The sequence below is a fragment of the Larkinella fluvii genome (genome assembly GCF_051857545.1).
Taxonomy (GTDB): Bacteria; Bacteroidota; Bacteroidia; order Cytophagales; family Spirosomataceae; genus Larkinella.
On the sequence record NZ_JBPZHB010000011.1, the window covers coordinates 232,348 to 257,108 of the forward strand.

General features: G+C 51.5%; 22 protein-coding genes. 12 read left to right on the top strand and 10 right to left on the bottom strand.

Translation table 11 applies throughout. From position 1 onward, the window contains the following. Positions 1–123: 123 nt before the first annotated feature. Together ACS5NO_RS27785 and ACS5NO_RS27790 are read right to left on the bottom strand one after the other, a co-directional pair. On the bottom strand, positions 124–1,104 hold the full coding sequence (locus tag ACS5NO_RS27785) for a UDP-glucuronic acid decarboxylase family protein (RefSeq protein WP_114404976.1): 981 nt from the start codon (positions 1,102–1,104) through the stop codon (positions 124–126). A 32-nt stretch (positions 1,105–1,136) separates the two neighbouring features. Next, complete coding sequence (locus tag ACS5NO_RS27790) at positions 1,137–2,468, bottom strand: UDP-glucose dehydrogenase family protein (RefSeq protein WP_439418153.1); 1,332 nt, start codon at positions 2,466–2,468, stop codon at positions 1,137–1,139. Between the two features lie 316 nt (positions 2,469–2,784). Between ACS5NO_RS27790 and ACS5NO_RS27795 the strand changes: the two genes are divergently transcribed. Continuing rightward, positions 2,785–3,939, top strand: coding sequence for an acyl-CoA dehydrogenase family protein (locus ACS5NO_RS27795; RefSeq protein WP_439418154.1), 1,155 nt, complete (start codon positions 2,785–2,787; stop codon positions 3,937–3,939). Between the two features lie 55 nt (positions 3,940–3,994). Here the strand turns inward: ACS5NO_RS27795 and ACS5NO_RS27800 are convergent, their stop codons facing one another. The 4 genes from ACS5NO_RS27800 to ACS5NO_RS27815 form a co-directional block, all read right to left on the bottom strand. After that, complete coding sequence (locus ACS5NO_RS27800) at positions 3,995–4,192, bottom strand: hypothetical protein (protein ID WP_439418155.1); 198 nt, start codon at positions 4,190–4,192, stop codon at positions 3,995–3,997. Positions 4,193–4,325: 133 nt separating this feature from the next. After that, complete coding sequence (locus ACS5NO_RS27805) at positions 4,326–5,468, bottom strand: serine hydrolase domain-containing protein (protein WP_439418156.1); 1,143 nt, start codon at positions 5,466–5,468, stop codon at positions 4,326–4,328. A 96-nt stretch (positions 5,469–5,564) separates the two neighbouring features. After that, the gene (locus ACS5NO_RS27810) at positions 5,565–6,143 is read right to left on the bottom strand and encodes a hypothetical protein (RefSeq protein ID WP_150879919.1); all 579 of its coding nucleotides are present in this window, start codon (positions 6,141–6,143) and stop codon (positions 5,565–5,567) included. Positions 6,144–6,289: 146 nt separating this feature from the next. Further along, complete coding sequence (locus ACS5NO_RS27815) at positions 6,290–7,156, bottom strand: LytR/AlgR family response regulator transcription factor (protein WP_439418157.1); 867 nt, start codon at positions 7,154–7,156, stop codon at positions 6,290–6,292. Positions 7,157–7,442: 286 nt separating this feature from the next. On the opposite strand from ACS5NO_RS27815, the gene ACS5NO_RS27820 reads away from it, so the two are divergent. From ACS5NO_RS27820 to ACS5NO_RS27835, 4 genes are all read left to right on the top strand, one after another. Next, positions 7,443–8,360 carry an SPFH domain-containing protein gene (locus ACS5NO_RS27820; protein ID WP_114404982.1) on the top strand — a complete coding sequence of 306 codons (918 nt, stop codon included), beginning with the start codon at positions 7,443–7,445 and terminating at the stop codon, positions 8,358–8,360. A gap of 4 nt (positions 8,361–8,364) precedes the next feature. Continuing rightward, positions 8,365–8,823: an NfeD family protein gene (locus ACS5NO_RS27825; RefSeq protein WP_439418158.1), complete on the top strand. Its 459-nt coding sequence runs from the start codon at positions 8,365–8,367 to the stop codon at positions 8,821–8,823. Between the two features lie 105 nt (positions 8,824–8,928). Beyond that, a complete protein-coding gene (locus ACS5NO_RS27830) occupies positions 8,929–10,221 on the top strand; it encodes an AAA family ATPase (protein WP_439418159.1) in 1,293 nt (430 codons plus the stop codon). Beyond that, positions 10,200–10,910 carry an RloB family protein gene (locus ACS5NO_RS27835; RefSeq protein ID WP_439418160.1) on the top strand — a complete coding sequence of 237 codons (711 nt, stop codon included), beginning with the start codon at positions 10,200–10,202 and terminating at the stop codon, positions 10,908–10,910. The genes ACS5NO_RS27830 and ACS5NO_RS27835 overlap by 22 nt, the downstream gene beginning before the upstream one ends. Before the next feature lie 28 nt (positions 10,911–10,938). Here the strand turns inward: ACS5NO_RS27835 and pafA are convergent, their stop codons facing one another. Then, positions 10,939–12,591, bottom strand: a complete 1,653-nt coding sequence (gene pafA, locus ACS5NO_RS27840; RefSeq protein ID WP_439418161.1) for an alkaline phosphatase PafA — start codon at positions 12,589–12,591, stop codon at positions 10,939–10,941. A 100-nt stretch (positions 12,592–12,691) separates the two neighbouring features. Between pafA and ACS5NO_RS27845 the strand changes: the two genes are divergently transcribed. Next, on the top strand, positions 12,692–13,429 hold the full coding sequence (locus tag ACS5NO_RS27845) for a fatty acid desaturase (protein WP_439418162.1): 738 nt from the start codon (positions 12,692–12,694) through the stop codon (positions 13,427–13,429). A 65-nt stretch (positions 13,430–13,494) separates the two neighbouring features. Here ACS5NO_RS27845 and ACS5NO_RS27850 read toward each other — a convergent pair whose 3' ends face one another. Next, positions 13,495–14,469 carry a polyprenyl synthetase family protein gene (locus ACS5NO_RS27850; RefSeq protein ID WP_114405232.1) on the bottom strand — a complete coding sequence of 325 codons (975 nt, stop codon included), beginning with the start codon at positions 14,467–14,469 and terminating at the stop codon, positions 13,495–13,497. 252 nt (positions 14,470–14,721) lie between these two features. On the opposite strand from ACS5NO_RS27850, the gene ACS5NO_RS27855 reads away from it, so the two are divergent. Continuing rightward, positions 14,722–15,639 (top strand): patatin-like phospholipase family protein, encoded by a 918-nt coding sequence (locus ACS5NO_RS27855; RefSeq protein WP_439418163.1) that lies wholly within the window; start codon positions 14,722–14,724, stop codon positions 15,637–15,639. Between the two features lie 2 nt (positions 15,640–15,641). Here ACS5NO_RS27855 and ACS5NO_RS27860 read toward each other — a convergent pair whose 3' ends face one another. Continuing rightward, positions 15,642–16,511 carry a glycerophosphodiester phosphodiesterase family protein gene (locus tag ACS5NO_RS27860; RefSeq protein WP_439418164.1) on the bottom strand — a complete coding sequence of 290 codons (870 nt, stop codon included), beginning with the start codon at positions 16,509–16,511 and terminating at the stop codon, positions 15,642–15,644. A 63-nt stretch (positions 16,512–16,574) separates the two neighbouring features. Continuing rightward, positions 16,575–19,961 carry a TonB-dependent receptor gene (locus tag ACS5NO_RS27865; RefSeq protein WP_439418165.1) on the bottom strand — a complete coding sequence of 1,129 codons (3,387 nt, stop codon included), beginning with the start codon at positions 19,959–19,961 and terminating at the stop codon, positions 16,575–16,577. A gap of 385 nt (positions 19,962–20,346) precedes the next feature. Here ACS5NO_RS27865 and selD point away from each other — a divergent pair, with 385 nt between their 5' ends. From selD to ACS5NO_RS27890, 5 genes are all read left to right on the top strand, one after another. Beyond that, a complete protein-coding gene (gene selD / locus ACS5NO_RS27870) occupies positions 20,347–21,393 on the top strand; it encodes a selenide, water dikinase SelD (protein ID WP_439418166.1) in 1,047 nt (348 codons plus the stop codon). Positions 21,394–21,496: 103 nt separating this feature from the next. Beyond that, positions 21,497–22,267 (top strand): alpha/beta fold hydrolase, encoded by a 771-nt coding sequence (locus ACS5NO_RS27875; protein ID WP_439418167.1) that lies wholly within the window; start codon positions 21,497–21,499, stop codon positions 22,265–22,267. Positions 22,268–22,333: 66 nt separating this feature from the next. Further along, positions 22,334–23,035: an SAM-dependent methyltransferase gene (locus ACS5NO_RS27880; RefSeq protein ID WP_439418172.1), complete on the top strand. Its 702-nt coding sequence runs from the start codon at positions 22,334–22,336 to the stop codon at positions 23,033–23,035. A gap of 20 nt (positions 23,036–23,055) precedes the next feature. Continuing rightward, entirely contained in the window at positions 23,056–23,697 is a 642-nt protein-coding gene (locus ACS5NO_RS27885) for an MBL fold metallo-hydrolase (RefSeq protein ID WP_439418168.1), read from the top strand. Positions 23,698–23,882: 185 nt separating this feature from the next. Beyond that, the gene (locus ACS5NO_RS27890; protein WP_439418169.1) at positions 23,883–24,500 is read left to right on the top strand and encodes an RNA polymerase sigma factor; all 618 of its coding nucleotides are present in this window, start codon (positions 23,883–23,885) and stop codon (positions 24,498–24,500) included. The last annotated feature ends 261 nt before the right edge of the window (positions 24,501–24,761 follow it).

Genomic DNA, 24,761 nt, shown 5'->3' on the forward strand with positions numbered 1-24,761 from the left:
CGTAAAGATTACGCAGGCTCCTTATACCAACCAACATTTACCCTTTTCAGAGAAACAGGCTGCCCGAAACGGACTGACTGTTACGGACTAAAGTCCGGCGACACTGAAAAAACGTTTGTCTGTTTATTTTTTTGCAAACTCCCGGTGGTAGGCGGCTTTGTACAATTCTTCTTCCGGCAGGCTGCGGAAGTAATCGTACGTAATCCGTAGGCCCTCTTCCCGCGAAACCTTCGGCTCCCACCCCAGAATCTGCTGCGCCCGTGTAATGTCCGGACGACGTTGTTTCGGGTCGTCGGTAGGCAACGGTTTAACGATCAGCTTCTGCTTGGTTCCCGTCAGCTTGATGATTTCTTCGCCAAATTCCCGGATGGTGATCTCGCCGGGGTTGCCGATGTTGACCGGGTAGGCATAGTCGCTCAGCAACAACCGGTAGATGCCTTCAACCAGGTCATCGACGTAACAGAATGAACGGGTTTGGCTACCATCGCCGAACACCGTGAGGTCTTCACCGCGCAGCGCCTGGCCGATGAAGGCGGGCAAAACCCGGCCGTCGTTGAGCCGCATCCGGGGGCCGTAGGTATTGAAAATCCGCACAATTCGCGTTTCCAGACCGTGGTAGGTATGATACGCCATCGTGATCGCTTCCTGAAACCGCTTGGCTTCGTCGTATACCCCACGCGGACCAACCGGGTTCACATTGCCCCAGTAATCCTCGTTTTGCGGGTGAACCGCCGGATCGCCGTATACTTCCGAGGTGGAAGCGATCAGCACCCGGGCGTTTTTAACCCGCGCCAGTCCGAGGCAATTGTGAATGCCCAACGACCCGACTTTCAGCGTCTGGATCGGAATTTTCAGGTAATCGATCGGGCTGGCGGGCGACGCGAAGTGGAGAATATAGTCCAGATCGCCCGAAACGTGGATGAATTTCGATACGTCGTGGTGATAAAACTCGAAGTTGGGCAGGTGGAACAGGTGTTCGATGTTGCGAATGTCGCCTGTAATGAGGTTGTCCATCGCAATGACGTGGTAGCCCTCTTTGATAAACCGATCGCAGAGGTGCGACCCCAGGAAACCAGCCCCGCCTGTAATGAGTACGCGTTTCATAAATAGTTTTTCAGTTTTTTTAGTTGATCCGTTTACGCACTTTGCGCGACTTCCGGCGTGACGGTTTCGCGCCCGATGCTGTAATACGTATACCCGACTTCCTTCATCTGGTCGAGTTCGTAGACATTCCGACCGTCGAAAATCAGCTTGTTTTTCAGCAACAGGTTCATTTTTCCAAAGTCCGGCGTGCGGAACAACGGCCACTCGGTCATGATCACCAGAGCATCGGCATCGTCCAGGGCAGCATATGACGTATGGGCGTAGTTGATCTGATTACCCAGAACATTCCGCACATTGTCCATTGCTTCGGGGTCGTAAACCGTCACTTTGGCACCTTCCTTCAGCAAGGCCCGGATGTTTTCCAGCGCCGGTGCTTCCCGGATGTCGTCGGTATACGGTTTGAACGCCAGCCCCCAGACGGCGATGGTTTTTCCTTTCAGATCCCCGTCGAAATGGCCCTTGATGATCGGCAGCAGCTTGCTTTTCTGCTTGGTGTTGACCTCCATCACCGACTTCAGAATTTTGAAATCGTAGTCGTATTCCTGCGCGGTTTTGGCCAGCGCCTGCACATCTTTCGGAAAACAACTTCCGCCGTAGCCAATCCCGGCGAACAAAAACCGCTTGCCAATCCGGCTGTCGGTTCCGATGCCCCGGCGAATGTCGTCGACGTTGGCACCGGCTTTCTCGCACAGGTTGGCGATCTCGTTCATGAACGAAATTTTAACGGCCAGGAACGCATTGGCGGCATATTTGGTCATTTCGGCCGAACGCTCGTCCATGAAAATCACCGGGTTTCCCTGCCGAACGAGCGGGGCATACAGCTTATTGAGAACGGCTTTGGCTTTGTCTGATTTGGTTCCGATCACGACGCGATCCGGTTTCATGAAATCATCGACGGCAACGCCTTCCCGCAAAAATTCGGGGTTCGACACCACGTCGAAGTCGATTTTTGCGCCCCGCGAAATGTGAAGCCACACCTTTTCGGCGGTTCCCACCGGCACCGTACTTTTGTCGACAATCACCGCGTATTGTTTCAGCAACGGACCCAGATCATCCGACACTTTCAGAATATATTTCAAATCGGCCGAGCCGTCTTCACCCGGCGGTGTGGGCAACGCCAGGAAAATAACTTCTGCTCCTTCAATCCCTTCGGCCAGGTTGGTCGTAAATTTCAGGCGGCCTTCGGCGGTATTCCGGTTGAATAAAACATCCAGACCCGGTTCGTAAATCGGAATGATTCCGTTGTTCAGCTTTTCAACTTTACGCTCGTCGATGTCGACGCAGACGACCTGGTTTCCGGTTTCGGCAAAACAGGTCCCCGTAACGAGCCCGACATATCCGGTTCCAATAACGGCTAATTTCATAGAGAAGTGATTGTATTTATGTTAAGATAGGTTGATAGAAGTCAACTGATTTGTACTTTTTGTATACCTTGTTTGCAGGACACAAAAATAGATTTTTTTACTTAATTCTGATCGCTCCTCCCGGAATTTGTGATTCAGAGGTCGATAATCTCCGGGTATTGCACTGGCTTATTGTCAGTTAGTCATCCTTTCAGACCGCACAGTAAATTGCTAAATCCATTGCAGACGGATTTACCAACCGGCTTGGGTCTGTCGATTTTTTTTTGTAAATTATTATTAAAATCATCGTAAAAGTGCCACACAGCATAGCTCGTTCATGACTTCAGAAATTGTAGAAAACCAAGTAGACGATAGTTCACAGCTAATTGCCCAAACCGTCCGCGATTTTGCCGCACGCCAGATTCTGCCATTTGTTCGGGAGTGGGATGAGTCGCAGCATTTTCCGATCGAAACGATGCGCCAGTTGGGCGAATTGGGGCTTTTGGGCATTCTGGTTCCGGAAGAATACGGCGGTTCCGGACTCGGCTACCGGGAATATGTCGGTGCTATTGTCGAATTAGCGAAGGTGGACGGTTCCATCGGCCTGTCGATGGCGGCTCACAACTCCCTCTGTACGAATCACATCCTGCTGTTTGGAAATCCGGCGCAAAAGCAGTTGTATTTACCCAAACTGGCCTCCGGCGAATGGATTGGTGCTTGGGGGCTGACGGAACCCAACACCGGTTCCGATGCCGGCAACATGCGAACCGTGGCCGTTCGGGATGGAGAAGACTGGGTGCTGAATGGCTCCAAAAATTTCATTACACACGGCAAAAGCGGTCATGTGGCCGTGGTCATTGCCCGAACGGGCGAACCCAACACCCCCCACAATGCCACGGCTTTTGTGGTAGAACGCGGCACACCCGGTTTTTCGGGCGGTAAAAAAGAAGACAAACTCGGTATGCGAGCGTCTGAAACGGCGGAAATGCTTTTTCAGGATTGCCGCATTCCCGACAGCCAGCGGCTCGGTGCGGTGGGCGACGGTTTTGTGCAGTCCCTGAAAATTCTGGACGGCGGGCGGATTTCGATTGCGGCCCTGAGCCTCGGCATCGCGCTTGGTGCCTACGAACACGCCCTGAAATACGCCCAGGAACGGGAGCAGTTTGGCCAGGCGATAGCCCGGTTTCAGGCCATTGCGTTCAAACTCGCCGATCTGGCCACCACCATCGAAGCCGCCAAACTCCTCACCTACCAGGCCGCCGATTTGAAGGACGCCGGAAAACCGGTCACAAAGGAATCGGCAATGGCGAAGCTCTACGCGTCGGAAGTGGCCGTGAAAGCCGCCGACGAAGCCGTGCAGATTTTCGGGGGTTACGGTTATACGAAAGATTTTCCGGTCGAGAAATACTACCGCGACGCCAAGCTTTGCACCATTGGCGAAGGAACCAGCGAAATTCAGCGACTGGTGATTTCGCGACTGATCCTGAAATAGAAATGGCGGGGAAGTTCCCCGCCATTTCTGCCTTTTTTCACAACTAAGTTCACTTCTAGTTACCCTTCTTTTCGGTCTTTTTCACGGTCGTTTTTTTGACAACAACCTGGTGTTTGCCGTGTTTACCCTTCATTTTACTCCCCTTCGTTGCCGTAGTACTGGTGGCTGAGGTCGTAGCCGGTTTTTCTTGCGCATACGCAGCCGGTTCGGCAAATATAGCGGCACACAGGGCAATCCAAAGTATCTTCTTCATACTGTTAGCTTGTTAAAAGTTTCAATCCTTCTGCTAACTTTTTTCCTGATAAAAAGTTCGATAAATTGCATTAAAGCCCTATTAAATTCGTTTTAAAAGTGAATTAAAGTTCCGTAAACACGATCGTTTTTGCTCATTTCAGCAATTTCTCCACAAATGATTTGTCCGAACCTCCGCCGTTGTTGTTAAAAATGACGTACAGTGCCTTTCTGTCGGGGAAATAAAACCAGTTGGCGTCAACGCCCAGCAGCGTCCCGTTGTGTCCCCAGCCCATGCCCAGTTCGTTTGAAGAATACGATTCCAGCCCCAAACCGTATTCATTGACTCCCTTCCGGACGGGCTGAATCGTCATCATTTCCCGTACCGACGCCGGACGGATGATTTTCCCGGCAAAGAAAGCCTCACTGAATTTCAGCAAATCACCGGCGGTTGAAATCAGACCGCCGTTGGCCTGACCGTCGGCATCGGCGCGGTCGATGGCCGTCACATCCATCAGTTTTCCGTTGGCATAAAAATCGTTGTAGCCCCGAACCACGTTGCGGTCGTCGCGCCGGTCGAGGTAGGTTTGGGTGAGACCGAAAGGCGTAAAAATCATCTCCTCTAAAACCGTCTGCAGGCTCTTTCCCCGAATTTTCTCAATCAATTTGCCCAGTAACCAGAAATTGGTATTCGAATACTGAAAGCGATCGCCCGGCTGAAAAACCAGCGCCCGGCCGTAGACGTATCGTTGCAGGATTTTGTCGGTCGATTGCTGAACCCGGCGGTGCGGATTGTTCAACAGATCGAGCTGATACTGAAGGTCGTCGTTCGTCGGATCAACTAAACCGCTGGTGTGGGCCAGCAGGTGCCGAACCGTAATCGTCTGCGCATCCGGAATGTTGCCGTTCACCTCGGGCAACAACGCAGCCAGATTGTCTTCCAGGCGCAGTTGCCCTTCTTCTTTCATTTTCATGACCACCGTTGCCACCAACGCTTTGGTGATGCTGCCGGTTCGGAATTGATCGGTGATGCGAAGGTCGGTCTGGTGCTCCAGATTGGATTTGCCAACAGCACCGATCCAAACGGGTTCGTCGGCGCGTTTCAGCAGCATCAGAGAACCGGGAATGTTCCACGTTCGGCGAAAATCCGCCAGTTCTTTCCGGTAAAGCTGGTTTTTAGGATGATTGGCATATTCGTCTGTCGAACCGGGTTCAGTCGTCGGTTTGAGAACGGGTTCGGTTTCGCACGCCAGGAGTAGCAGTGACGCGAAGGCACTGAAAATCAATTGATTTTTCATGAGTTGTTGTTTTTAGAGAAGTCAGAATTGAGACAAGAGAAGTTAGATTACCTAGCGGGTTCTCATTTTTTAGGTCTCACTTCTATCGTCTTTTTTCTAGTTGAAGAAAATCCTCGCGCCCAGGTGCAGGGCCTGGTGGGGTAGTAAAATTTCACGGAATGGCATTTCGCCAAAGAGTTCGTAGCGAGTGAATACCGTCGTTCGGTGGTGGAAACGGTAGCCCAGACCGGCATTGATGGTGGGCATGAATTTGAGTTGCGTCGCCGGGGCTTTGCGGTACTCGCCCGTGTTCGAATCCTGTGTATAGGAAGGTGAAACCGGTCGCACCAGCAAGGCACCGCCACCCACCAACGCGTCGGCATAAAACACCCCGACGTATTTCCGGAAACCGAATTCCGAGCTGACAAATAAACCGGCTTGTACCCGCGGATGGCGGTAATAGCCCACGTTCAGGGTCTGGATGAGTTGTGAGCTGGGTCGGTTTCGGTAGAAAAGCTCGGTTCCGATTTTGAGGCCCAGGCCACCTGTCTGAAGGTGCCTGAACGTGGGCAGACTGATGGATTCGGAGAACAGACTGAGGGTGATGGGCAGACCGTTTCGGGTCGATTTGGGCTTTTGCGCCTTCACCGTCGTGACGACCAGCAGCATGACAAGGAAGACTTGCACTGTTTTCATGGCATTGTTCAGCAGTTGTTGTTGGCTGCAAAACTGGGCTTAAAAACGATATGAAGGCAGTTTTTGACCGCCCACTGGTCGGCGTTCCGGGCTGAATGGCCGAAATGAAAACGCGAATGGTGGATGCAGGCGCGGAGGTTTTGGGGTTACGATCCCATCCACTGCCGAAATTCGGCCACACGCCGTCGGCTAACGGCCACCTCTTCGGAATGGACGGGGTGAAGATGCAGCACCAACCGTCCCGAACCGTCGTTTTCGACTTTCCGGATGGCCTTTCGGTGGGCGATGAACTGGCGGCTGAGCCGAAAAAAAACGTCTGAAGGCAACCGCTCACTGAGTTGTTCCAACGTGGCATCGACCGTAAAGGACTGGCTATCGACGGTTTTAACGATGCTGATTTCATTGGTAATAAAAATGTAGGCAATCTGCTCTATTGAAACCGGAATGAACCCTTTTCCCTGGTTCACCAGCAAGGTTTTTAAGGCTGGATTGCGGTTTTCGGCGGATTCGGGCTGGGTTGCCGGTTCGGTCCGGATTTCGGCCAGTTGCCGGCGCAATTCGGCGACGGTCTGGCGGTGGTAGGTTCGCATCCAGTACATGGTATAGGCCATGTGCAGGATCAGAATGAAAAGGAGTCCGATTGGTACATCATTGGAAATCGTGATCGACAAGTCGAACGGCGGGGGTCTTTTTAGAATAAACCGGTTGTAGATCAGGCTAAAAACGGCGATGATAAAACCCGTCGAAGCCAACGCCAGACCGCCCTGCGCCACCAGCCGTTGCAGCGGTTGGGCCGCCCAGGAATACAGCACGTCCATTTTTCGGATCAGCCAGCGGTTGAACTCCCAAAGAATGACGTTCACCCCCATGATGACAGCCACATCGAGGTAAAAGAGCGGATTCAGAAACAAATCGCCGAGGGGAGCCGGATCGCCGATGAACCGGAACAACACCGCCCAAATCGGGATGCCGATCAGGCGAACCCAGCGGTCGGGATAATGAATAACAGGCATTTGAATTCAAAGTAGACTTGACAGACTTCCCGTTGCCAATGGGACAACGCCCCTCCAGCGGCTGATTACTACCGCAAATTAATCTAATTTCTCCATCCAGCCCCACAACCTTTCATTTACGGATTTTTCTGCCTATCATCACAGTGCTTGGAGATATACGTCTATTTTTCCGAGATTTAGTCAAAACAAAAGACGTGAGACCAGAGAGTAGAGCCACTCCTGTCTTTTATCTCTTGTCTTCCGTCTTACTTCTATCCTCTTTTATTCACTTAACCTTCACTCTCTTATGGGATATGTTTTTTTAACCCTTGTCGTTCTGGCCCTTCTGGTGGTTTTCATGACGGTCAAGGTGGTGCCGCAGCAAACCGCCTACGTGGTGGAACGTCTGGGCAAATTCCTGGCGGTTCTACAGCCGGGCATCACGTTTATTATTCCTTTTTTCGACCGGGTTGCCTACAAGCACAGTTTAAAAGAAACCGCCCTCGATATTCCCGAACAAATCTGCATCACCCGCGACAACGTGCAGGTGCGCGTCGATGGCGTCATTTTTATTCAGATTGTCGATCCGCAGAAAGCGTCCTATGGAATTGCCGATTACCGGTTTGCGGTGATTCAGTTGTCGCAGACCACGATGCGGAGTGAAATGGGCAAAATCGAGCTGGACAAGACGTTTGAAGAACGGACGACGCTGAATCAGGCGGTGGTCCGGGCCATCGACGAAGCCGCCATTGGCTGGGGTGTCAAAGTGCTGCGCTACGAAATCAAGAACATTACGCCCCCCCAATCCGTTTTGAACGCGATGGAGAAGCAGATGCAGGCCGAACGTGAAAAACGGGCGGTCATTCTGCAATCGGAGGGCGAAAAACAATCGGCCATCAACATCGCCGAGGGACAAAAGCAGAAGGTTGTGCTCGAATCGGAAGGGGTGCGGCTGCGGCAAATCAACGAAGCGTCGGGTGAAGCGGAAGCCATCAAATCCATCGCCGATGCCACCGCTGAAAGCATCCGGAAAGTGGCGGCTGCGATCAACGACGAGGGCGGTATGGATGCCGTTCAACTCCGGGTGGCCGAGCAGCTGGTCGATCAGTTTGGCAACCTGGCCCGCACCAACAACACGCTGATTCTGCCCGCTAACTTCGGGGATCTGGCGTCGATTATTTCAACCGCCATGACGGTGGTCAAACATCAGGACAAAAAATCATAAAGCGATGGACTTCATCACCTGGCCTCAATTGTGGGTTGTTTTGGGCATTCTGTTCCTGATTGCCGAGCTACTCAGTGTTTCGTTTGTTTTCGCCTTCCTCAGCGTTGGCGCGTTCGTTACGGCCCTGGTCACCTGGCTGGGCGTAACACCGGAAGTCAGCGCCCAGTTGTTTGCGTTTGCGGCCATCACGCTGTTGACACTGGTCACGGGCCGGAAACCGCTCCGGCGCTGGTTTGAATCGCGCACCCGAAAACAGGAATACGTCGAATCGGTGGGCGACAAAGCCACGGTCGTCGAAACGATCCCGGCCTCCGGCGAAGGCCGGATTTTCTACCGGGGCACGGAATGGACGGCGGTTTCAGACAACGACGAGTCGATCATGGCGGGGCGGCCGGTAGTGATCAAAAAAATGGAAGGCAGCCGGATTATTGTTGTGCAGATGCCGGTGGAGAGTTTTCAATAAAAGAATTCAGACAACCAGAAAGGCGGTACTTTTTGAGAAATTTTCTCAAAAAGTACCGCCTTTCTGGTTAAATAGTGATATTGCAAAACATTTCAAGTAAACGTTATGCTCATCGAATTCACCGTCGGCAATTTCCTCTCCATCAAAGACCGCCAGACTTTGCGGCTGGATGCGTCATCCATCAGTGAACACCGCGAGCAATTGATTGACGCTGGACGCTATCAACTGCTCCGTAGCGCTGTCATTTATGGTGCTAATGCCAGCGGAAAGTCTAATGTGCTGAATGCCCTGGGGACGATGCGCCAGATTGTAACCAAATCAGCAGAGCGCTCCTCAACAGCCGCAATTGAAGTTGAACCATTCTTACTGAGTACCGAAACCGAGGGTGAACCCAGCTACTTTGAAGTACTATTTTTACTAAATGACATCCGGTATCGCTACGGTTTTGAAGTTGATCGCCAAGCCGTGCGGGCAGAATGGCTTTTTGAGTCAAAAAAAAGACAGGAAAAATCTCTTTTTGTTAGAGAAAACGATGCTATTGATGTATCGAAAGATTTTAAAGAAGGGAAAGATTTAGAAGAACGAACCCGTAATAATGCATTATTCCTAGCAGTTTGTGACCAGTTTAATGGCATTATATCAAAACAGATTTTAAGTTGGTTTGGAAAGCTTAATTCCATTTCAGGTTCATCGCATGAAAAGCTTAGAAGCCTTACAATTAAACATTTAGAAGAAAGTAAGAAAGCCGATCTTCTGGTATTTATTAATGAGATTGTTGGAATTGATGAAATTGGTATTGTAAATGAACCTTCTCCGGTAGAAAGATTAACAAGACTTACATATGATTTCAAACAACTTTCGCCTATTGGATTGAAAAACAGTGATCTGACAGTAATTGAAACCTATCATCCAAAATATGATGCGGAAAAAAAGTTGGTCAATGAGGTTGTGACTTTTGATATGGATAAGAATGAGTCATCTGGTACAAACAAGCTCTTCGATCTATCTGGGCCTATTTTTGACACGTTGCAGAATGGTGGCCTTTTAATCGTAGATGAACTAGATGCTAAACTCCATCCACTGATGACACAAGCGATCATTCGACTTTTCAATCAACCCGAACTAAACCCGAATAACGCACAGCTCATCTTTGCCACGCACGACACGAATCTGTTGACCGGTAAACTTTTCCGGCGCGACCAGATTTATTTCACCGAGAAAGATCAATACGGAGCCACCTGTTTATATTCGTTGGTAGAGTATCAGGAAGAAGATGGCACGAAAGTACGCAAAGACCGCTCGTTCGAGGAAGACTATATTCAGGGGCGATATGGAGCCATTCCATACATAGGCGATTTATCGAAAATTGTTCCGGCATGGCTCGAAAAGCAAAAATAGACAATGCTGTACTCAAGCGGTTTGCCCGTCAGGAAACGAGCCGCAAACAGGACACGAAAGCGAAGCGGAAATACTACCTGATCGTCTGCGAAGGGACTAAAACAGAGCCGAACTACTTTGAAGGCCTGAAAAGAAACCTACCACCAGGTGTAGTCGATACCATAGACCTTGAGATTGAAGGAACGGGTCACAATACACTAACGGTCATCGAAGACGCGCAAAAAGCCCGAGCCCGTTTGGAGCGGTTTGGCAGAACTTTCGATGAAGTGTGGGCAGTATTTGACCGGGATAGTTTTCCGGATCAGAACTTCAACAACGCCATTTTTAAAGGGCAAGCGGTTGGCATTCAGTGCGCCTGGACGAACGAAGCGTTTGAATTGTGGTATTTGTTGCACTTCCAGTTTTTTCAGCATGGAATGTCAAGAGACCATTATAAAACATTACTGGAACGGGAATTATCAGCCAAAATGGGAAGTGCGTATTTCTATCAAAAGAATAGCGCAGAACTGTTTCTGCTGCTGCAACAGCACGGTGACCTAAAACAAGCCATCGCCAGAGCAAAAAGATTAGAAGCTGAATTTGCCGATCGAACCGATTACGCCAATCACAATCCCTGTACGAAAGTGCATGAATTGATCGAAAAGCTATTATTCCCAAACCAAAACGACGCTAAGCCTCACCCGGCTTAGCGTCGTTTTGGTTGTTTCTGGTTCAATCTCACTTCATCGCTTCCGCCACCGGATCGCCAATGTTCCCGCTGGGTTCCAGAATGTGCAGGAGCGCCGAAACCGTGGAGGCAATGTCGGCAATGTGTGTCCGGCGGGTGGTTTCGCCGGGTTTGATGCCCCAGCCGTAAAAGACCAGGGGGACGTGCGTATCGTAGTTATAGAGCGTTCCGTGAGACGTGCCGCCCTTTCGGTAGCCTTCCAGCCAGCCGGGTTGCGTCACCAGATACAGGTCTCCGCTTCGCCGGGGGTTGTAGACATTCCGCAGCAAAGGCAGCCAGTATTCCGGGACGGAATTTGAGTTGATGTCGTGTAGGTTAAGCACGTTCTGAATGCCCGGATTTTTCAATAAGACCATCCGCACCACTTCGGTAGCGTCGGACACTTTCACTTTCTTTTCCCGCAGCAGGTCGTGGTTCAGATACACTTGTGAATTGGAATTGCCAACGACCCATTTCCCGGGGCCAAACGCGTCCGTCAGGGCTTTGTCGGTGGCCGCGCTGATGTCCTTTGCTTCCAGAAAATCGCCCGGTAAATTCAGGCTCTGCGAGTAACCCGGGTTATCGGCGGCACCGTGGTCGGCCGACAGAAACGTGAAATAATTCCCTTTTCCGACCTGTGCATCCAGTGCATTCAGCAGGTCCGCCATCACTTTGTCCAGCCGCAAGTATTCATCCTCGATTTCAACGGACGATGGACTGAACCGGTGACCAATGGCATCGGGTGACGAAAAACTGACGCAGAGGAAATCGGTCTCGCTGCCTTTTCCCATATTCTCGCCTTTTAGAGCGGCTATAGCCATTTCTTTTGTCAACACATCGCCAAACGGGCTGGTCCGCAGGGCTTCGTATTTACTGCCGAGCGACGCAATGGCCTGGTGCGGGAACACGGCTTTGGGTTCGCCAGCCAGTGGATTTTCAAAAGGTGTGTCATCGGCGGTACTTTCCGTGTATTGATCAATTGGCAACGTGGTTTCCCAGTTTTGCGTCAGGTATTTGTCCGATAGTTTGAGGGCGTTGAAGTCCTTCGCCCACTGAGGCTGTTCTTTCATATAAAATGTACTCGAAATCCAGCTTCCGTCTTTCGAGTCGAACCAGTAGGCAGCATTGGCGGCATGACCCGCGGGCAGAATGGCACCCCGGTCTTTCATCGCAATGCCAATGACTTTCGAACGACCCTGCGTGGCCACTTTCAACTGGTCCGTTACGGTCGTAACCAGCAGGTTTCGCGGAGACATCCGCCCGGCCGACGATGCATTTCCGACCGATCGTACCGTCGAATCTTCGACACAATACACTGTCCGTTCAGCGGCCCGGTCGTACCAGTCGTTGCCGACAATTCCGGAAATGGCCGGAGCCGAACCCGTGTATACGTGCGTGTGACCAGGTGCGGTAATCGTAGCGGCATAATGGTAATGATTATTGCGGGCATTAAAACCGTCCCGCATCATCCGTTTAAAACCGCCTTCCGAATATTTATTGTAAAACCGGTACAAATAATCATACCGCATCTGGTCGACCACAATGCCAACCACCAGTTTCGGGCGGCTCAGGGAGGTTGAAGAGCTGGCTGCTTTTTTGGGAGCAGGTTGCGCAAACACCAAAGCGGGTGCAAGCAAAAATAAGGCTAAACGGACTAGTTTCATGCCAATGGGAAGGGACTATGGAGAATGAGTCGGGTTATAAACCCCAAAAGTAATGAACATTTCTGGTACGCGGGTCGTTAGCCGATAAATGAATTGTTAAATGGTCACTTCCGCAATTTCGTTTAAACCGAGCCAAATCGGCAACCGGGGCCTTTATTTTGCTGCGGCCATTCTGCTAAGTTGGCTGGGCATGCTGGTTTTTCTGCTCAACTACCCGATCAACTGGCAGAATCCGCTGGTTTATGTTTTCGTGCTGGTTCAAACCCACCTCTACACCGGCGTTTTCATTACCGCCCACGATGCCATTCACGGCGTGGTGGCTCCCCACAACAAGCGATTGAACAACGCCATCGGCTTTCTGTGTGCCACGTTGTTTGCCTTCAATAACTACAACCAACTCAGCCGCAAACACCACCTGCACCACAAACACTCGGCCACCCACGACGACCCCGACTACCACGACGGCAATCCCGGTTTTCTGGCCTGGTATTACAGTTTTCTGAAAGAATATATTTCGGTACTTCAGATTGTCCTGATGGCGGTTACCTACAATGCCCTGAAACTCTGGTTTCCGATGGAAAATCTGATCGCGTTCTGGATGGTTCCGGCGGTGTTGAGCACGTTCCAGCTCTTTTATTTCGGCACCTATCGCCCCCACCGGGGTGAACACCACAACCCGCCCCACAACGCCCGCAGCCAGAAACGCAACCACATGCTGGCCTTCCTGAGCTGCTATTTTTTCGGCTACCACGCCGAGCACCACGCCTGGCCGTATTTGCCGTGGTGGAAACTTCCGGAGGCTAGAGTGAAGAGTGATGAGTTAAGAGTGATGAGTTAAAAGCGTATTCAAGCTCTTGGCCTGTACGAATATCCGTCAGCCAACTTTTAATTGTTAACTCTTCACTATTTAGAGCGCTCAATCGTATACTGCACCAGTTGTTCCAGAGAAGTACGATAACGGGAGTCTGGCAGGGTGAACAGAAGGGCTTTGGCTTCGTCGACGTAGCGGGTCATGACGGTGGTGGCGTATTGAATACCGCCCGACTTCTTCACAAAATCAATGACTTCGGCGACCCGTTTCGGGTTTTCACTTTCATTCTTGACGATGTTGATCATCCGCCGTTTTTCGACCCATTTCGCGTTGTTCAGCGCGTAAATCAACGGCAACGTCATTTTCTTTTCCTTGATGTCGATGCCGAGCGGTTTGCCTACTTCCTCTTCCCCGTAATCGAACAAATCGTCTTTGATCTGGAAAGCAATTCCCACTTTTTCGCCGAACATCCGGGCGGTTTCGATCATTTCGGCGCTGGCATCCACCGAGCGGGCACCCACGGCACAACAGGCCGAAATCAGTGATGCGGTTTTCTGGCGAATGATTTCGTAGTAAACCGCTTCCGTAATGTCCAGCCGCCGGGCTTTTTCGATCTGGAGCAACTCGCCCTCACTGATTTCGCGAACGGCCTTCGAGACAATTTTCAGCAAATCATAATCGCCGTTGTCGACCGACAGCAGCAGCCCGCGGGAGAGCAGATAATCGCCCACCAGCACAGCGATTTTGTTTTTCCAAAGGGCGTTGATGGAGAAGAAACCGCGACGGTAGTTGGAGTCATCGACCACATCGTCGTGAACGAGCGTTGCCGTGTGCAGCAGTTCGATGAGGGCCGCACCCCGGTGGGTCGATTCGGTGACGGTTCCGCAAACCCCGGCCGTCAGAAAAACAAACATGGGCCGGAGTTGTTTGCCCTTCCGGCGCACGATGTAGTTCATGATCTGGTCCAGAAGCATGACTTCGCTTTTCATAAACTGCCGGAATTTGTGCTCAAATGTTTCCATTTCGGCAGCAATCGGCGCTTGTATGTCCCGGATCGATAGTGGCATCATTCACATCAGTTCATCGGGTTAGACGAACCGCATTCAGGGCGCAAGTATACCACTCAAACGCGAGATCAGGACAAAACTTCGTAAAAACTTCGCACCCGTTGCAAGATTGGCTCTAAAAATGTAATGTTACGGTTAGTAAAAAATACTTCTAATTTCAAATGTAAAATGATAAATATTAAATGTAAAAGTGCCGAATTCCAGTCATTTTACATTTAGCGTTCATCATTTTACATTTTACATTCTTCTTTTATGCGTGCACTGGTATTAGGGGGCGGTTCGCTCAAGGGGGCTTTTCAGGCGGGGGCGATTCAGGCCATTCTGGAATCCGGTTTTGAACCCGAAGCGATTTATGGCATTTCGGTGGGGAGTCTCAATGCGGTTTTTCTGGTTCACGAAGCCGGGAAACAGTTTGCCGAACACGGTGCCGTCGACTGGCCCAAAGCCGGTCGGCAACTGATCGAATTCTGGATTCGGAACATCACCCAGCCGAAGGACGTGGCCGTGGTTCAGTCAACGCTGGTGATGGGCTACAACACCCTGCTGAGCCGCTTCGATGGCTTGCTGGACACCACGCCCCTTCAAAGCCTGATTCGAACCCACATCAAGCTGCCGGTTCTGGTCAACAGCCCGGTTAAACTGAAAGTGGGTGCGGTCGACATCATCAAAGGTGACATTGTGTATACCAGCAACGACGACGAATCGATCCTGGATTACGTCATCGCCAGCAGTTCCCTACCGTTTCTGATGCCCGCCGTTTGCGTCGGTGGTGATCGCCAGAAGATGTTTCTGGACGGCGGTTTGCGGGAGGTCGCCCCGCTGCGGGAAGCCATTGACGACGGGGCCGACGAACTGGTGTGCGTTGCCTGCCACGCCAAACGGATTTTTACGGAGAAATTCAATTACCGCAGTCTGCTGAATTTAGTTGAGCGGGTGAAAGACATTACGGTCAATCAGATTGTTAACAACGACATTGCCTGGGCCGAACGCTGGATTGAGCGCGAGAAACTGCGGGGCAACGCCATGCACCTGACCCTCGTCCGCCCGAACGAACCGCTGTATTTGAACCTGATGCGGTTTTCGTCGGATGACATCGGACGGCTGATCGTTCAGGGCTACCGGGATGCCACCGTTGCGCTACGGGCGCAGGGAATTGAGCGGAAGGTGTAAGTTTACAGATCCTTGAATAACCACCTGACTGCCACCGGTCGGTCGGTTGTTAATATATCCGCGCCCGTTTGGAAGATTTTTCTATACTCTTCGGCCACTTCACTGATCGGTTTTTCATCCAGATTGCCAGGACCGTAGGTGCCTGCCGTACAGGCAATACCGTCCTGATGAACCCGCCGATAAAAATCACTTCCCTGGCGAGCCGCCAACGCAATAAGATGATGCAACGACAAACCCGCTTTTCGGAGCGTTTCACTGTGATCGGCGGTATTGAATCCCAGCGCAATCCAGACATCCGGGTACTCTGTACGCAGTTTTACAGCATCCGCTGTCGAATAGCAAATGACAAAAACACTGTGCAACGCTCCCCGATCCACAATGGCTTTCATCACTTTTCGCAAATCAACCTCCGGTTTGGCGTCGATAGCCATCAACACCTTTCCGGCTCCCCAGCGCAGAACATCGTCGAAAAGCGGAATGCGCTGTCGGGTGGGATGACCCTGTAGATCGCGCAGGAAAACCGCTTTCAGTTCGGCCCAGGTCTGCCCTTTCAACGACCCTTTCCCGGTGGTGGTTCGTCCAATTTCGTCGTCATGCAACAGCACCAGCACGCTGTCAGCGGTCATCCGAACGTCCATTTCAATGATGGCATCCGGAATTTGCTGAACCGTATGCCGAAAGGTCTCCAGACTATTCTCCGTTTCTGTAACTTCCGGGCCACCCCGATGAGCCAGAATCAGCGGAATTTTCCGATCAGAACGATACGCCAGAACCTGTTCCAATGCTTTTGCCGTGGTATATTTCGATGTGGGCTGTGCCAACAGTCTAACCCCAATCAGCAAAAATGCCCCGGCTAAAATCAACTTTTTCATCGCTTCAAAAAAAACACCCCCGTCGAATCGCTCCGGCGGGGGTGTTGTCTGACTAAATTGTTCTTAATTAAAGATATACCGGATACCCAACTGAGCCTGATACACCGCGTTCAGGTTTTGGCTGGGAACAAACGAATCTCTGAGCAGAATGCGCTGATCATCAACGACCTGCGTTGCCAAACGATACGTAGGAATACCCGTCGTGGTATTCACACTGGCCAGCGCCAGCGGGTTAAAGGTCGTAACGGTTTTTCCCAGCCCCCAGCTATTGTTGAGCAGGTTGGTAACGTTCAGAATATCAGCCCGGAATTGAATCGTGTTGCGTTTGCCTTTGGCACCCACGGCTACATAAAACTCTTGAATAACCGTAAAGTCGAAACGAGTCAGCCAGGGATAGTTACCGCCGTTCCGTTCAGCGTACTGACCGCGACGGGTTTTCAGGTAGTCATTCCCTTCGATGTAGGCATTAAAAGCCGTTTGCTGCTGCTCCGGTGAATAGGTCACGGCACTCGTACCTGATCCAACGGTAAGCGGAGCAAACGTCAGCTCAGAAGCATTTCTCGGCACGTACAACAAATCATTGGTCGTCTGACCGTCAAAGTTCACATCCTGGTTGTAGGTGTACGAGATTTTGCTGCCACTGGTCGACAGAACGCCCAGCGTGAAGGCAGTCGAACCGCCAAATTTACCGCCGTAGTTCAGCCGGTAATTAAGATACCCCACAATCCGGTGACGCAAATCCTGATCCGAATACGAGGTGGTCAGATAATTCTGTCCCATCGTTGTCGGCACGTTGGCCTGAACCGTGCTACCCACAAAGGCCAAATCCCGGGCTTCGCCGTAGGTGTACGCCAGCATTCCACCAAACCCACGGGTAGCCGGTTTTTCCAATTTCGCCGTCACGATGTACGAGCTTCCCTTGTTGGTGTTTCTCAACACAAAGGCGTTGGCAATGGCCGTATTGTAATACCGGGCAATGTTTACCGTGTTGGCGGCTCCGCTCCCTGAGCTTGCTACCCCGAAAGCCGGGAAAACCGGACGCGTATCCGGGCCGTTCAGCGTCCGGGTTGGTGCTTTCAGGTTGGCATCGATGTAACGCAGGGCCTGAATGTTTTTGTTGTAAACAAACTCAACCGTACCGATCAACCCCCATGGCAAACGCTGATCGACGGCCAGGTTCGTTTTCCAGATTTGCGGGTATTTCAGGTTTTGATCCGATGCGTTGATAACGTACGGAAGCAGTTTCGTTAAATCAACCGTCGAAGGATCGGGCGGACGAACGGCTGCCGGCAACTGGCTCGGATCGGTAACAAACGGGTACGCCGTCGTATTCTGTACGTTAATGACGGCGGTATTGACCCCGTTATTCCCTAATTGATTGGAAATCAACACTTCCGGAATCCGGGAAACGAAGACACCACTTCCTCCGCGAATCTGCGTCGTTTTGTCTCCTTTCACATCCCAGTTAAACCCAACCCGGGGTGACAACAGCAAACGCGCTTTCGGGAATGTTCCGGTCGTGATTTTGTAATTTTTTCCTTCTTCATCCCTGAATTCCAAATCTTTAACAATCGGATTGTTAAAGTTTTCAGCCGTGCTGTTGTCATATTGAAACACATCGCCCCGCAAACCTACTGTCAGTTTGAAGTTCGGCGTTGCCTGAAACTCGTCCTGAACATAAGCACTGTATAGATTCCGTTTCAGCGTCTGCAAGGGCTCACCACCACCCGGAATCAGCGAATACCGCAAATTATAACGGGCAACCGTTACCGGTGAAGTCGTTGCGGTCGGGTTGTTGATCGAGGCTAAAGCCGCCGTCTTGAAATCGTCGATGGAGTTATATACGTATACCCCTTTCGATGACGGGAAGAACACGTTGTTCGAGGTGTAATGTTCGTAGACAACACCAGCCGTCAGGGTATGTCGTCCGGCAAAAAAGCTGAAATTATCGGTGATGTTCATCGTCGAATAATTCAGCTTGTTGTTCGGGGTAAACGGATCGAACCCAATGGACGTGTACGTACTCCCGTCTTTCAGAATATCGACGGTCGGAAAAATATCGGTTTTATACGTCCGGTCTTCGTTCTGTTTGTTGTACGTTGCAATGAGGTTGTTGGCAAATTTACCCCCGAAGTTCGAGGTCAGCTCAGCCGCAATCGAGCGGGTGTTATCGGCAATGATGTAGCCAGAGTTTTCCGGTGAAATCGCCAGATCGCTGTTCGTCCGGTTTCCATTCCCCGCCGTGTTGCTACTGTTACTGTTGCTGATGATGGAGCCTGATTCCGAATTGTGGTGTGAATACCGTACCGACAGTTTGTGCTGGTCGTTGATGTTGTAATCCAGACGGATCAAGCCTTTCCGGCTTTTCACATCGTTGTTAAAGCCATCATAAGCTCCCAGACTCCGGCCAAAATTCGTTTGCATAAACTGATCCAGATCCCGCATATCGGTTTCGGTTACCCGCGAAACGTTACCACCGCCCTGGCCACGGTCGAGACTCCACAGCAAGGCTGGTGTGCTGCTGTCGAACATCTCACCATTGACGAAGAAAAACAGTTTATTCTTGATCAGCGGACCGCCCAACCGAAAACCGTACGTTTTCTCATTGATGTTGGGTTTAGGCGTAATTTCATCCCCATCGGCTTTTTTACCCACCAGGCTGTTGTTCCGGAACAGGTGATAGACCGACCCCGAGAATTCGTTCGTACCGGAACGGGTGACGGCGTTGATACCCGCGCCCGTAAAGCCCGATTGACGAATGTCGAACGGTGCCACGTTCACCTGAATCTGGTCGATGGCGTCCAGTGAAACCGCCGTCGTACCGGTCCGGCCACCGGCCAGTGCCGAGCTACCCAAACCGAATCCGTTGTTGAAAACCGACCCGTCGATGGTGAAGTTGTTGAAACGGGGATCCTGACCGGCAAAGGACTGACCGTTGCCGTAGGCGTTGTATTTGGTAACGTCGGTCAGTGTCCGGTTAATGGTTGGAATCGTGTTGATCGCTTCCCGTCCGAACGAAGCAGCCGCTCCGGTCCGGTCTGAGCTAAAAATATCGCTCCGGCTACCTGATACGACGATTTCCGAAAGCTGGGTGCTTTCGTCGGCCATCGCAAAATCCACATTGGCGGCCGTTCCCAGACTCGCAAATATGTCGGCCTTGGTCTGTTCTTTAAAGCCAACGAAGGTCGAGGTTACCGTATACGGCCCACCCACCCGAACGTTGGGAAAGGTATAACGCCCTTCACCGTTGGTTATGGTTCCGTAGCGCGTACCGGAAGGCGTGTGAATCGCCACGATCGTCGCGCCCGGAAGCCCGTCTCCCTTCTGATCTTTCACAAAACCCGCAATGGAAGATGAAGTCACCTGTGCCTGAACATCTCCGCCGGACAGCACAAAGGCCAGCCCGCACAGGAACGCTACCAGGTAGATAGACAGTAATTTTCTGTTCATAAAAATGGTTGATTTGGTTAAATTTGGTTTGAAGTGTATCCGACAACCTGCTACAGTTCTTCACAAAGAAACGACATTTTTTTTTGTGACTCAAGTAGCAGTTCTTAGTAAAGTACCAAAATAACATTTATACAAACAAGCTTTCTACAAAAACTCCACAAATCTGTTTTTATCGTTCAATTTCGCCACATTATTTTTATGTTACCATTGCGTTAAGCCATCGTCTGTTTTTGTATCTATTTTAGACAATCTTCTACTATTCAGGTATTTACCGAATTTTCAAAGCTTCAGCCATCGCCCTGCAAAAGCGACATTTTAAACCTTTCTTTTTATCTTTCAGTAGTATTAAAAAGAAAACCGCACAGCGGTTACAACACGTACGGACATGATTCAACAAACGGAAATATACAAACTGGCTCAATTCAGCCGTGACGCTGGTTTTGGCGGTAAAATTGACCCAAACGTTCTCCACACCCTGCTGAACGCCCCAACGTCTCCCCTCCCCGACTTCCCCAACCTACTCGTGGGTGCCGATCACCGCGACGATGCCGCCGTCCTGGAAACGGGCCACGGTGAAGCCGTCGTCAGCACCGCCGATTTCTTCACGCCCTTCGTGGATGACGCCTACGATTTCGGTCGGATTGCCTCCGCCAACGCCCTCAACAACATCTACGCCATGGGTGGAGAACCGCTGCTGGCGGTGGCCATTCTGGGCTGGCCATACAATAACATTCCGGTAGAAATTGCCCGTCAAATCCTGGATGGCAGCCGCGCCCTCTGCGCCGAAGCCGGTATTCCGCTGGCGGGCATTCACAGCATCGAAAGCGCGGAGCCGTTTTTTGGTCTGGCCGTGACCGGCAAGGTGCGCCTGAACCATTTGAAACAAAACAGCACGGCCACGGAAGGCTGCTGCCTCTACCTGACCAAACCGCTCGGTACCGGTATGCTGGCCACCGCGTTGCAACGCGAAACCCTGAGCGCCGAACACACCGAACTGGCCCTGAGCCAGATGACGAAACTGAATACGTTCGGAACCTTCCTCGGAAAACTGCCGTACGTCAAAGCACTCACCCACGTTTCGGGCTACGGTTTGCTGGGTCACCTGATCACGATGGCCGAAAACAGCGGACTGAGCGCCGAGATCGATTTTCACAAAGTCCCGGTTTTTCCGATGCTGGACGAGTACCGGAAGTCGGAAAACATTCCGGACGGCACCCGCCGGAACTGGGACCTTTTCGGCGAAAAAACCAGCGAACTGACGGAGGAGCAACGGTTTTTACTGGCCGATCCGCAACTCAGTGGTGGTTTGCTGATTGCCGTCGATCCACGCAGCGCCACGCTGTTCGAGCAGGTGGCTTTTGAATACAAACTCCATTTGAAAGCCTTCGGGCAACTGATCGAAAAAAGCGAAAAAGCCGTTTACGTTCGGTAGTCCTGAATCGTATCCCCGGTGGTTCGTCCGTGAAATATCAGGCAATATTCTGTAATTTGGCCCCTGAACCCTTCACGGACGAACCTCCGTAGGTACGATCACTATGAAACTCTACTATCGACAGACCGGCGAAACCGGCACTCCCATCATCATTCTGCACGGCGTTTTCGGCTCGTCCGACAACTGGCTGACCATTTCGAAATCCATTGCCGAACACAATCACCGCGTGTTTCTGGTCGATCAGCGCAACCACGGGCGGTCGCCCCGCAGCGAGGTGTTCAATTACGACGCCATGGCCTCCGATTTGCAGGAATTCATCACCGAACACCAGTTGGAACAGCCCATCGTGATCGGTCATTCGATGGGGGGAAAAGCCGTCATGCAGTTTGCAATGGACTATCCCGGGCAGTTCAGCCGGCTGGTGATCGTGGACATTGCCCCCAAATTTTACCCCGTTCACCACGCCGAGTTGATCCGGGGATTGAAAGCCATCGACCTGACGACCATCAAAAGCCGCAACGACGCTGACGACATTCTGAGCCAGTATGAACCCATTCTGCCCGTTCGGCAATTCCTGCTCAAAAACCTGTTTCGCACCGACGACGGACAGTTCGACTGGCGGCTCAACCTGCCCGTTATCGAGCAGGAATTGCACGCGATTGGGGGCGAGTTGGCCCACGTCCGGACGGTAACCGAGCCGACGTTGTTCATCCGGGGTGCCAAATCCCGCTACATCAAAGACGAAGATGAGGCCGAAATCAAGCGCATTTTTCCGAACAGCACGCTCGAAACCATCGAGGATGCCGGACATTGGGTGCAGGCTGAAAAACCGGTGGAGTTTGTGGAAATACTGATGCGGTTCCTGGAAAAGTAATCACCTTATTCGGTTCTTTGCAAACCGGTCCGCTCGATGTGGATGCGGTTTGCTTCCTTTTTTATCATGCCCATTCTGTATCTTATTCCCACCATACTGGCCGAAAATACCGCCGACCAGGTGCTGGCTCCCCAAATTCGCGAGGTGATCAGCCAGACGACGGTGTTTTTTGTCGAAAACGTCCGCACGGCCCGGCGGTTTATCAGCAGTCTGAAAACCGGGGTGGTCATCGACGACCTGTTGTTTTACGACCTCGACAAAGACACGCCCGAAGCCGAAACCAAACAGCAGCTAACCCTTCTGAGACAGCAAAACCGGGATGCGGGCGTTTTGTCCGAAGCGGGTTGCCCCGGGGTGGCCGACCCCGGCGCAGTGGCGGTGCGGCTGGCCCACCAAACGGGTTGGCAGGTTCGGCCGCTGGTGGGGCCGTCGTCCATTCTGCTGGCCCTGATGGCGTCAGGCATGAGTGGTCAGTCGTTCGCTTTTCACGGGTATTTGTCCATCGAAAAACCGGCCCGGCTTCAGGAAATCAAGCAGTTGGAACTGGATGCCCGCAAACGCCAGCAGACGCAGATTTTCATGGAAACGCCCTACCGCAACAACCACCTGCTGGCCGACATCCTGACGGCCTGCAACCCCGAAACCCGGCTGTGCATTGCCTGCAATCTGACTGCCAAAGACGAGTTGGTCCGAACGCTGAGTATCCGCGAATGGAAGGCCCAAACACCGGACCTGCATAAAAAACCCAGCCTGTTTCTACTTCTGTAATACCGCCTATTATCTTCAGTATGATCCGGATACAAGCTTTTACCTTTAACGCGCTGGCTGAAAATACGTATGTTTTGTATGACGAAACCCGCGAAGCAGTTATCATCGATCCCGGTTGTTACGACCAGCAGGAGAAAGATATACTGACGGATTTCATTGCGCAAAACGGTTTGAAACCGGTTAAACTGCTCAATACCCATGCCCACATCGACCATGTGCTGGGCAATGCGTTCGTCAAGCGGAAATACGGTGTTGAACTGTACCTGCACGAAAGCGATCTGCCGGTTTTGAAGTCGGCGCAAATCCTGGCACAGCACTACGGTTTCCGGGCTTATGAGCCGACCGAAGCCGATCAATGGCTGGAAGCCGGGCAAACCGTTTCATTCGGAAATTCGGAGCTGGAAGTGCGTTTTGTGCCGGGACATGCGCCGGGGCATGTGGCTTTTGTCGGACACGCCGACCGTTTCGTCATTGGGGGCGATGTGCTGTTTCGGGGCAGCGTCGGACGAACCGACTTTCCGCTTTCCGACTTCGATACGCTGGTTCACAGCATCCATACACAACTCTACACCCTGCCCGACGACTACACAGTTTACCCCGGCCACATGGGAACCACGACGATCGGCCAGGAAAAACGAACCAATCCGTTTGTCAGGATGTAACGGTCGTTGTCGGTCAATTCACATTTTCTTGTGCTTATCGGGATTGTAAATACCCTTTAACAACTCCCCACTCTACCCAGCTTGGTACTATTTTGACATATAGTAAGACTTATTTTCAGGAATTCAGATAATACCCTATATTTGATCGGCAAGGCATCTTCCACCATCTGCAGCAAGGGTATGTCATGAATATACTGAATAAAAACCCGGTTGCCCTGGATGAGCCTGACCTATGGCAGCAGTTTAAAAATGGAAATAGCGGGGCATTTGAGAAGTTAATGGAAAAATATGGCCAGCTGCTTTTCGCATACGGTCATAAATATTCCCACGACTCCGCATTCGTGAAAGCTTGCATTCAGGCTCTTTTTCTGGAATTGTGGCAGAAACGGGACTCGCTGAACGACACCGTTGGGGAGAAAGTATACCTGCTGGCGTCCCTTCGCTGTCACATGCACCGGGCGCTGGAAAAGCAACGCTGGCAATCCGGGCCTCCATCCGGGCCTCCACTGGATTGTATCGATCCTTTTTCGATCGAGTTTTCAGTGCAGGAAAGTCTGGTTGAAGACGAATTCTCACGTTGTGTGGTCGACCGGATAAAGTTCCTCATCGGGCAATTGCCCAAACGGCAGCAGGAAGTGGTGTATCTCAAGTTTTTTCAGGGACTGGACCGCGACCACATTTCCGAGGTCATGAACATGGCCCCGCAGTCGGTTTTCAATCTGCTCCAGGCCGCCATCAAACAATTGAAAGCCCGGTGGAAAGCCGAGTTCTTTGTCGTTTCGCTGGTTCACCTGCTGGGTTGACTTTGCAGCTTGCCACAAATCTTGCGGGTGTTATTTGAAAACCGTTTGTAAAAAAATTCGAAGCGGACAGCAGGAAACCTGCTGTCCGCTTCATTCATAGCTATTGTACTCGTGTTAACTTAACGCGAACTATGAGATGATGCCCTTGCCTAAACGTAGTTTGAGTGCCAGCGGCACGTAATGTTAATAGCAAATGCGTATTCTGAGCACTCCAGGCGTGCCGGAGGTACGCAACTAAGCCTATATCGCGTACCTCCGGCA

What these genes read in the sequence shown, in the direction of transcription:
- ACS5NO_RS27880 (WP_439418172.1), top strand. Translation starts at nt 22,334, where the DNA reads ATGCCCATTCTGTATCTTATTCCCACCATACTGGCCGAAAATACCGCC.
- ACS5NO_RS27825 (WP_439418158.1), top strand. Translation starts at nt 8,365, where the DNA reads ATGGACTTCATCACCTGGCCTCAATTGTGGGTTGTTTTGGGCATTCTG.
- ACS5NO_RS27875 (WP_439418167.1), top strand. Translation starts at nt 21,497, where the DNA reads ATGAAACTCTACTATCGACAGACCGGCGAAACCGGCACTCCCATCATC.
- ACS5NO_RS27830 (WP_439418159.1), top strand. Translation starts at nt 8,929, where the DNA reads ATGCTCATCGAATTCACCGTCGGCAATTTCCTCTCCATCAAAGACCGC.
- ACS5NO_RS27855 (WP_439418163.1), top strand. Translation starts at nt 14,722, where the DNA reads ATGCGTGCACTGGTATTAGGGGGCGGTTCGCTCAAGGGGGCTTTTCAG.
- ACS5NO_RS27800 (WP_439418155.1), bottom strand. Translation starts at nt 4,192, where the DNA reads ATGAAGAAGATACTTTGGATTGCCCTGTGTGCCGCTATATTTGCCGAA.
- ACS5NO_RS27845 (WP_439418162.1), top strand. Translation starts at nt 12,692, where the DNA reads ATGGTCACTTCCGCAATTTCGTTTAAACCGAGCCAAATCGGCAACCGG.
- ACS5NO_RS27835 (WP_439418160.1), top strand. Translation starts at nt 10,200, where the DNA reads ATGGCTCGAAAAGCAAAAATAGACAATGCTGTACTCAAGCGGTTTGCC.
- ACS5NO_RS27785 (WP_114404976.1), bottom strand. Translation starts at nt 1,104, where the DNA reads ATGAAACGCGTACTCATTACAGGCGGGGCTGGTTTCCTGGGGTCGCAC.
- ACS5NO_RS27810 (WP_150879919.1), bottom strand. Translation starts at nt 6,143, where the DNA reads ATGAAAACAGTGCAAGTCTTCCTTGTCATGCTGCTGGTCGTCACGACG.
- ACS5NO_RS27805 (WP_439418156.1), bottom strand. Translation starts at nt 5,468, where the DNA reads ATGAAAAATCAATTGATTTTCAGTGCCTTCGCGTCACTGCTACTCCTG.
- ACS5NO_RS27850 (WP_114405232.1), bottom strand. Translation starts at nt 14,469, where the DNA reads ATGCCACTATCGATCCGGGACATACAAGCGCCGATTGCTGCCGAAATG.
- ACS5NO_RS27865 (WP_439418165.1), bottom strand. Translation starts at nt 19,961, where the DNA reads ATGAACAGAAAATTACTGTCTATCTACCTGGTAGCGTTCCTGTGCGGG.
- ACS5NO_RS27860 (WP_439418164.1), bottom strand. Translation starts at nt 16,511, where the DNA reads ATGAAAAAGTTGATTTTAGCCGGGGCATTTTTGCTGATTGGGGTTAGA.
- pafA (WP_439418161.1), bottom strand. Translation starts at nt 12,591, where the DNA reads ATGAAACTAGTCCGTTTAGCCTTATTTTTGCTTGCACCCGCTTTGGTG.
- ACS5NO_RS27885 (WP_439418168.1), top strand. Translation starts at nt 23,056, where the DNA reads ATGATCCGGATACAAGCTTTTACCTTTAACGCGCTGGCTGAAAATACG.
- ACS5NO_RS27790 (WP_439418153.1), bottom strand. Translation starts at nt 2,468, where the DNA reads ATGAAATTAGCCGTTATTGGAACCGGATATGTCGGGCTCGTTACGGGG.
- ACS5NO_RS27890 (WP_439418169.1), top strand. Translation starts at nt 23,883, where the DNA reads ATGAATATACTGAATAAAAACCCGGTTGCCCTGGATGAGCCTGACCTA.
- ACS5NO_RS27795 (WP_439418154.1), top strand. Translation starts at nt 2,785, where the DNA reads ATGACTTCAGAAATTGTAGAAAACCAAGTAGACGATAGTTCACAGCTA.
- ACS5NO_RS27820 (WP_114404982.1), top strand. Translation starts at nt 7,443, where the DNA reads ATGGGATATGTTTTTTTAACCCTTGTCGTTCTGGCCCTTCTGGTGGTT.
- ACS5NO_RS27815 (WP_439418157.1), bottom strand. Translation starts at nt 7,156, where the DNA reads ATGCCTGTTATTCATTATCCCGACCGCTGGGTTCGCCTGATCGGCATC.
- selD (WP_439418166.1), top strand. Translation starts at nt 20,347, where the DNA reads ATGATTCAACAAACGGAAATATACAAACTGGCTCAATTCAGCCGTGAC.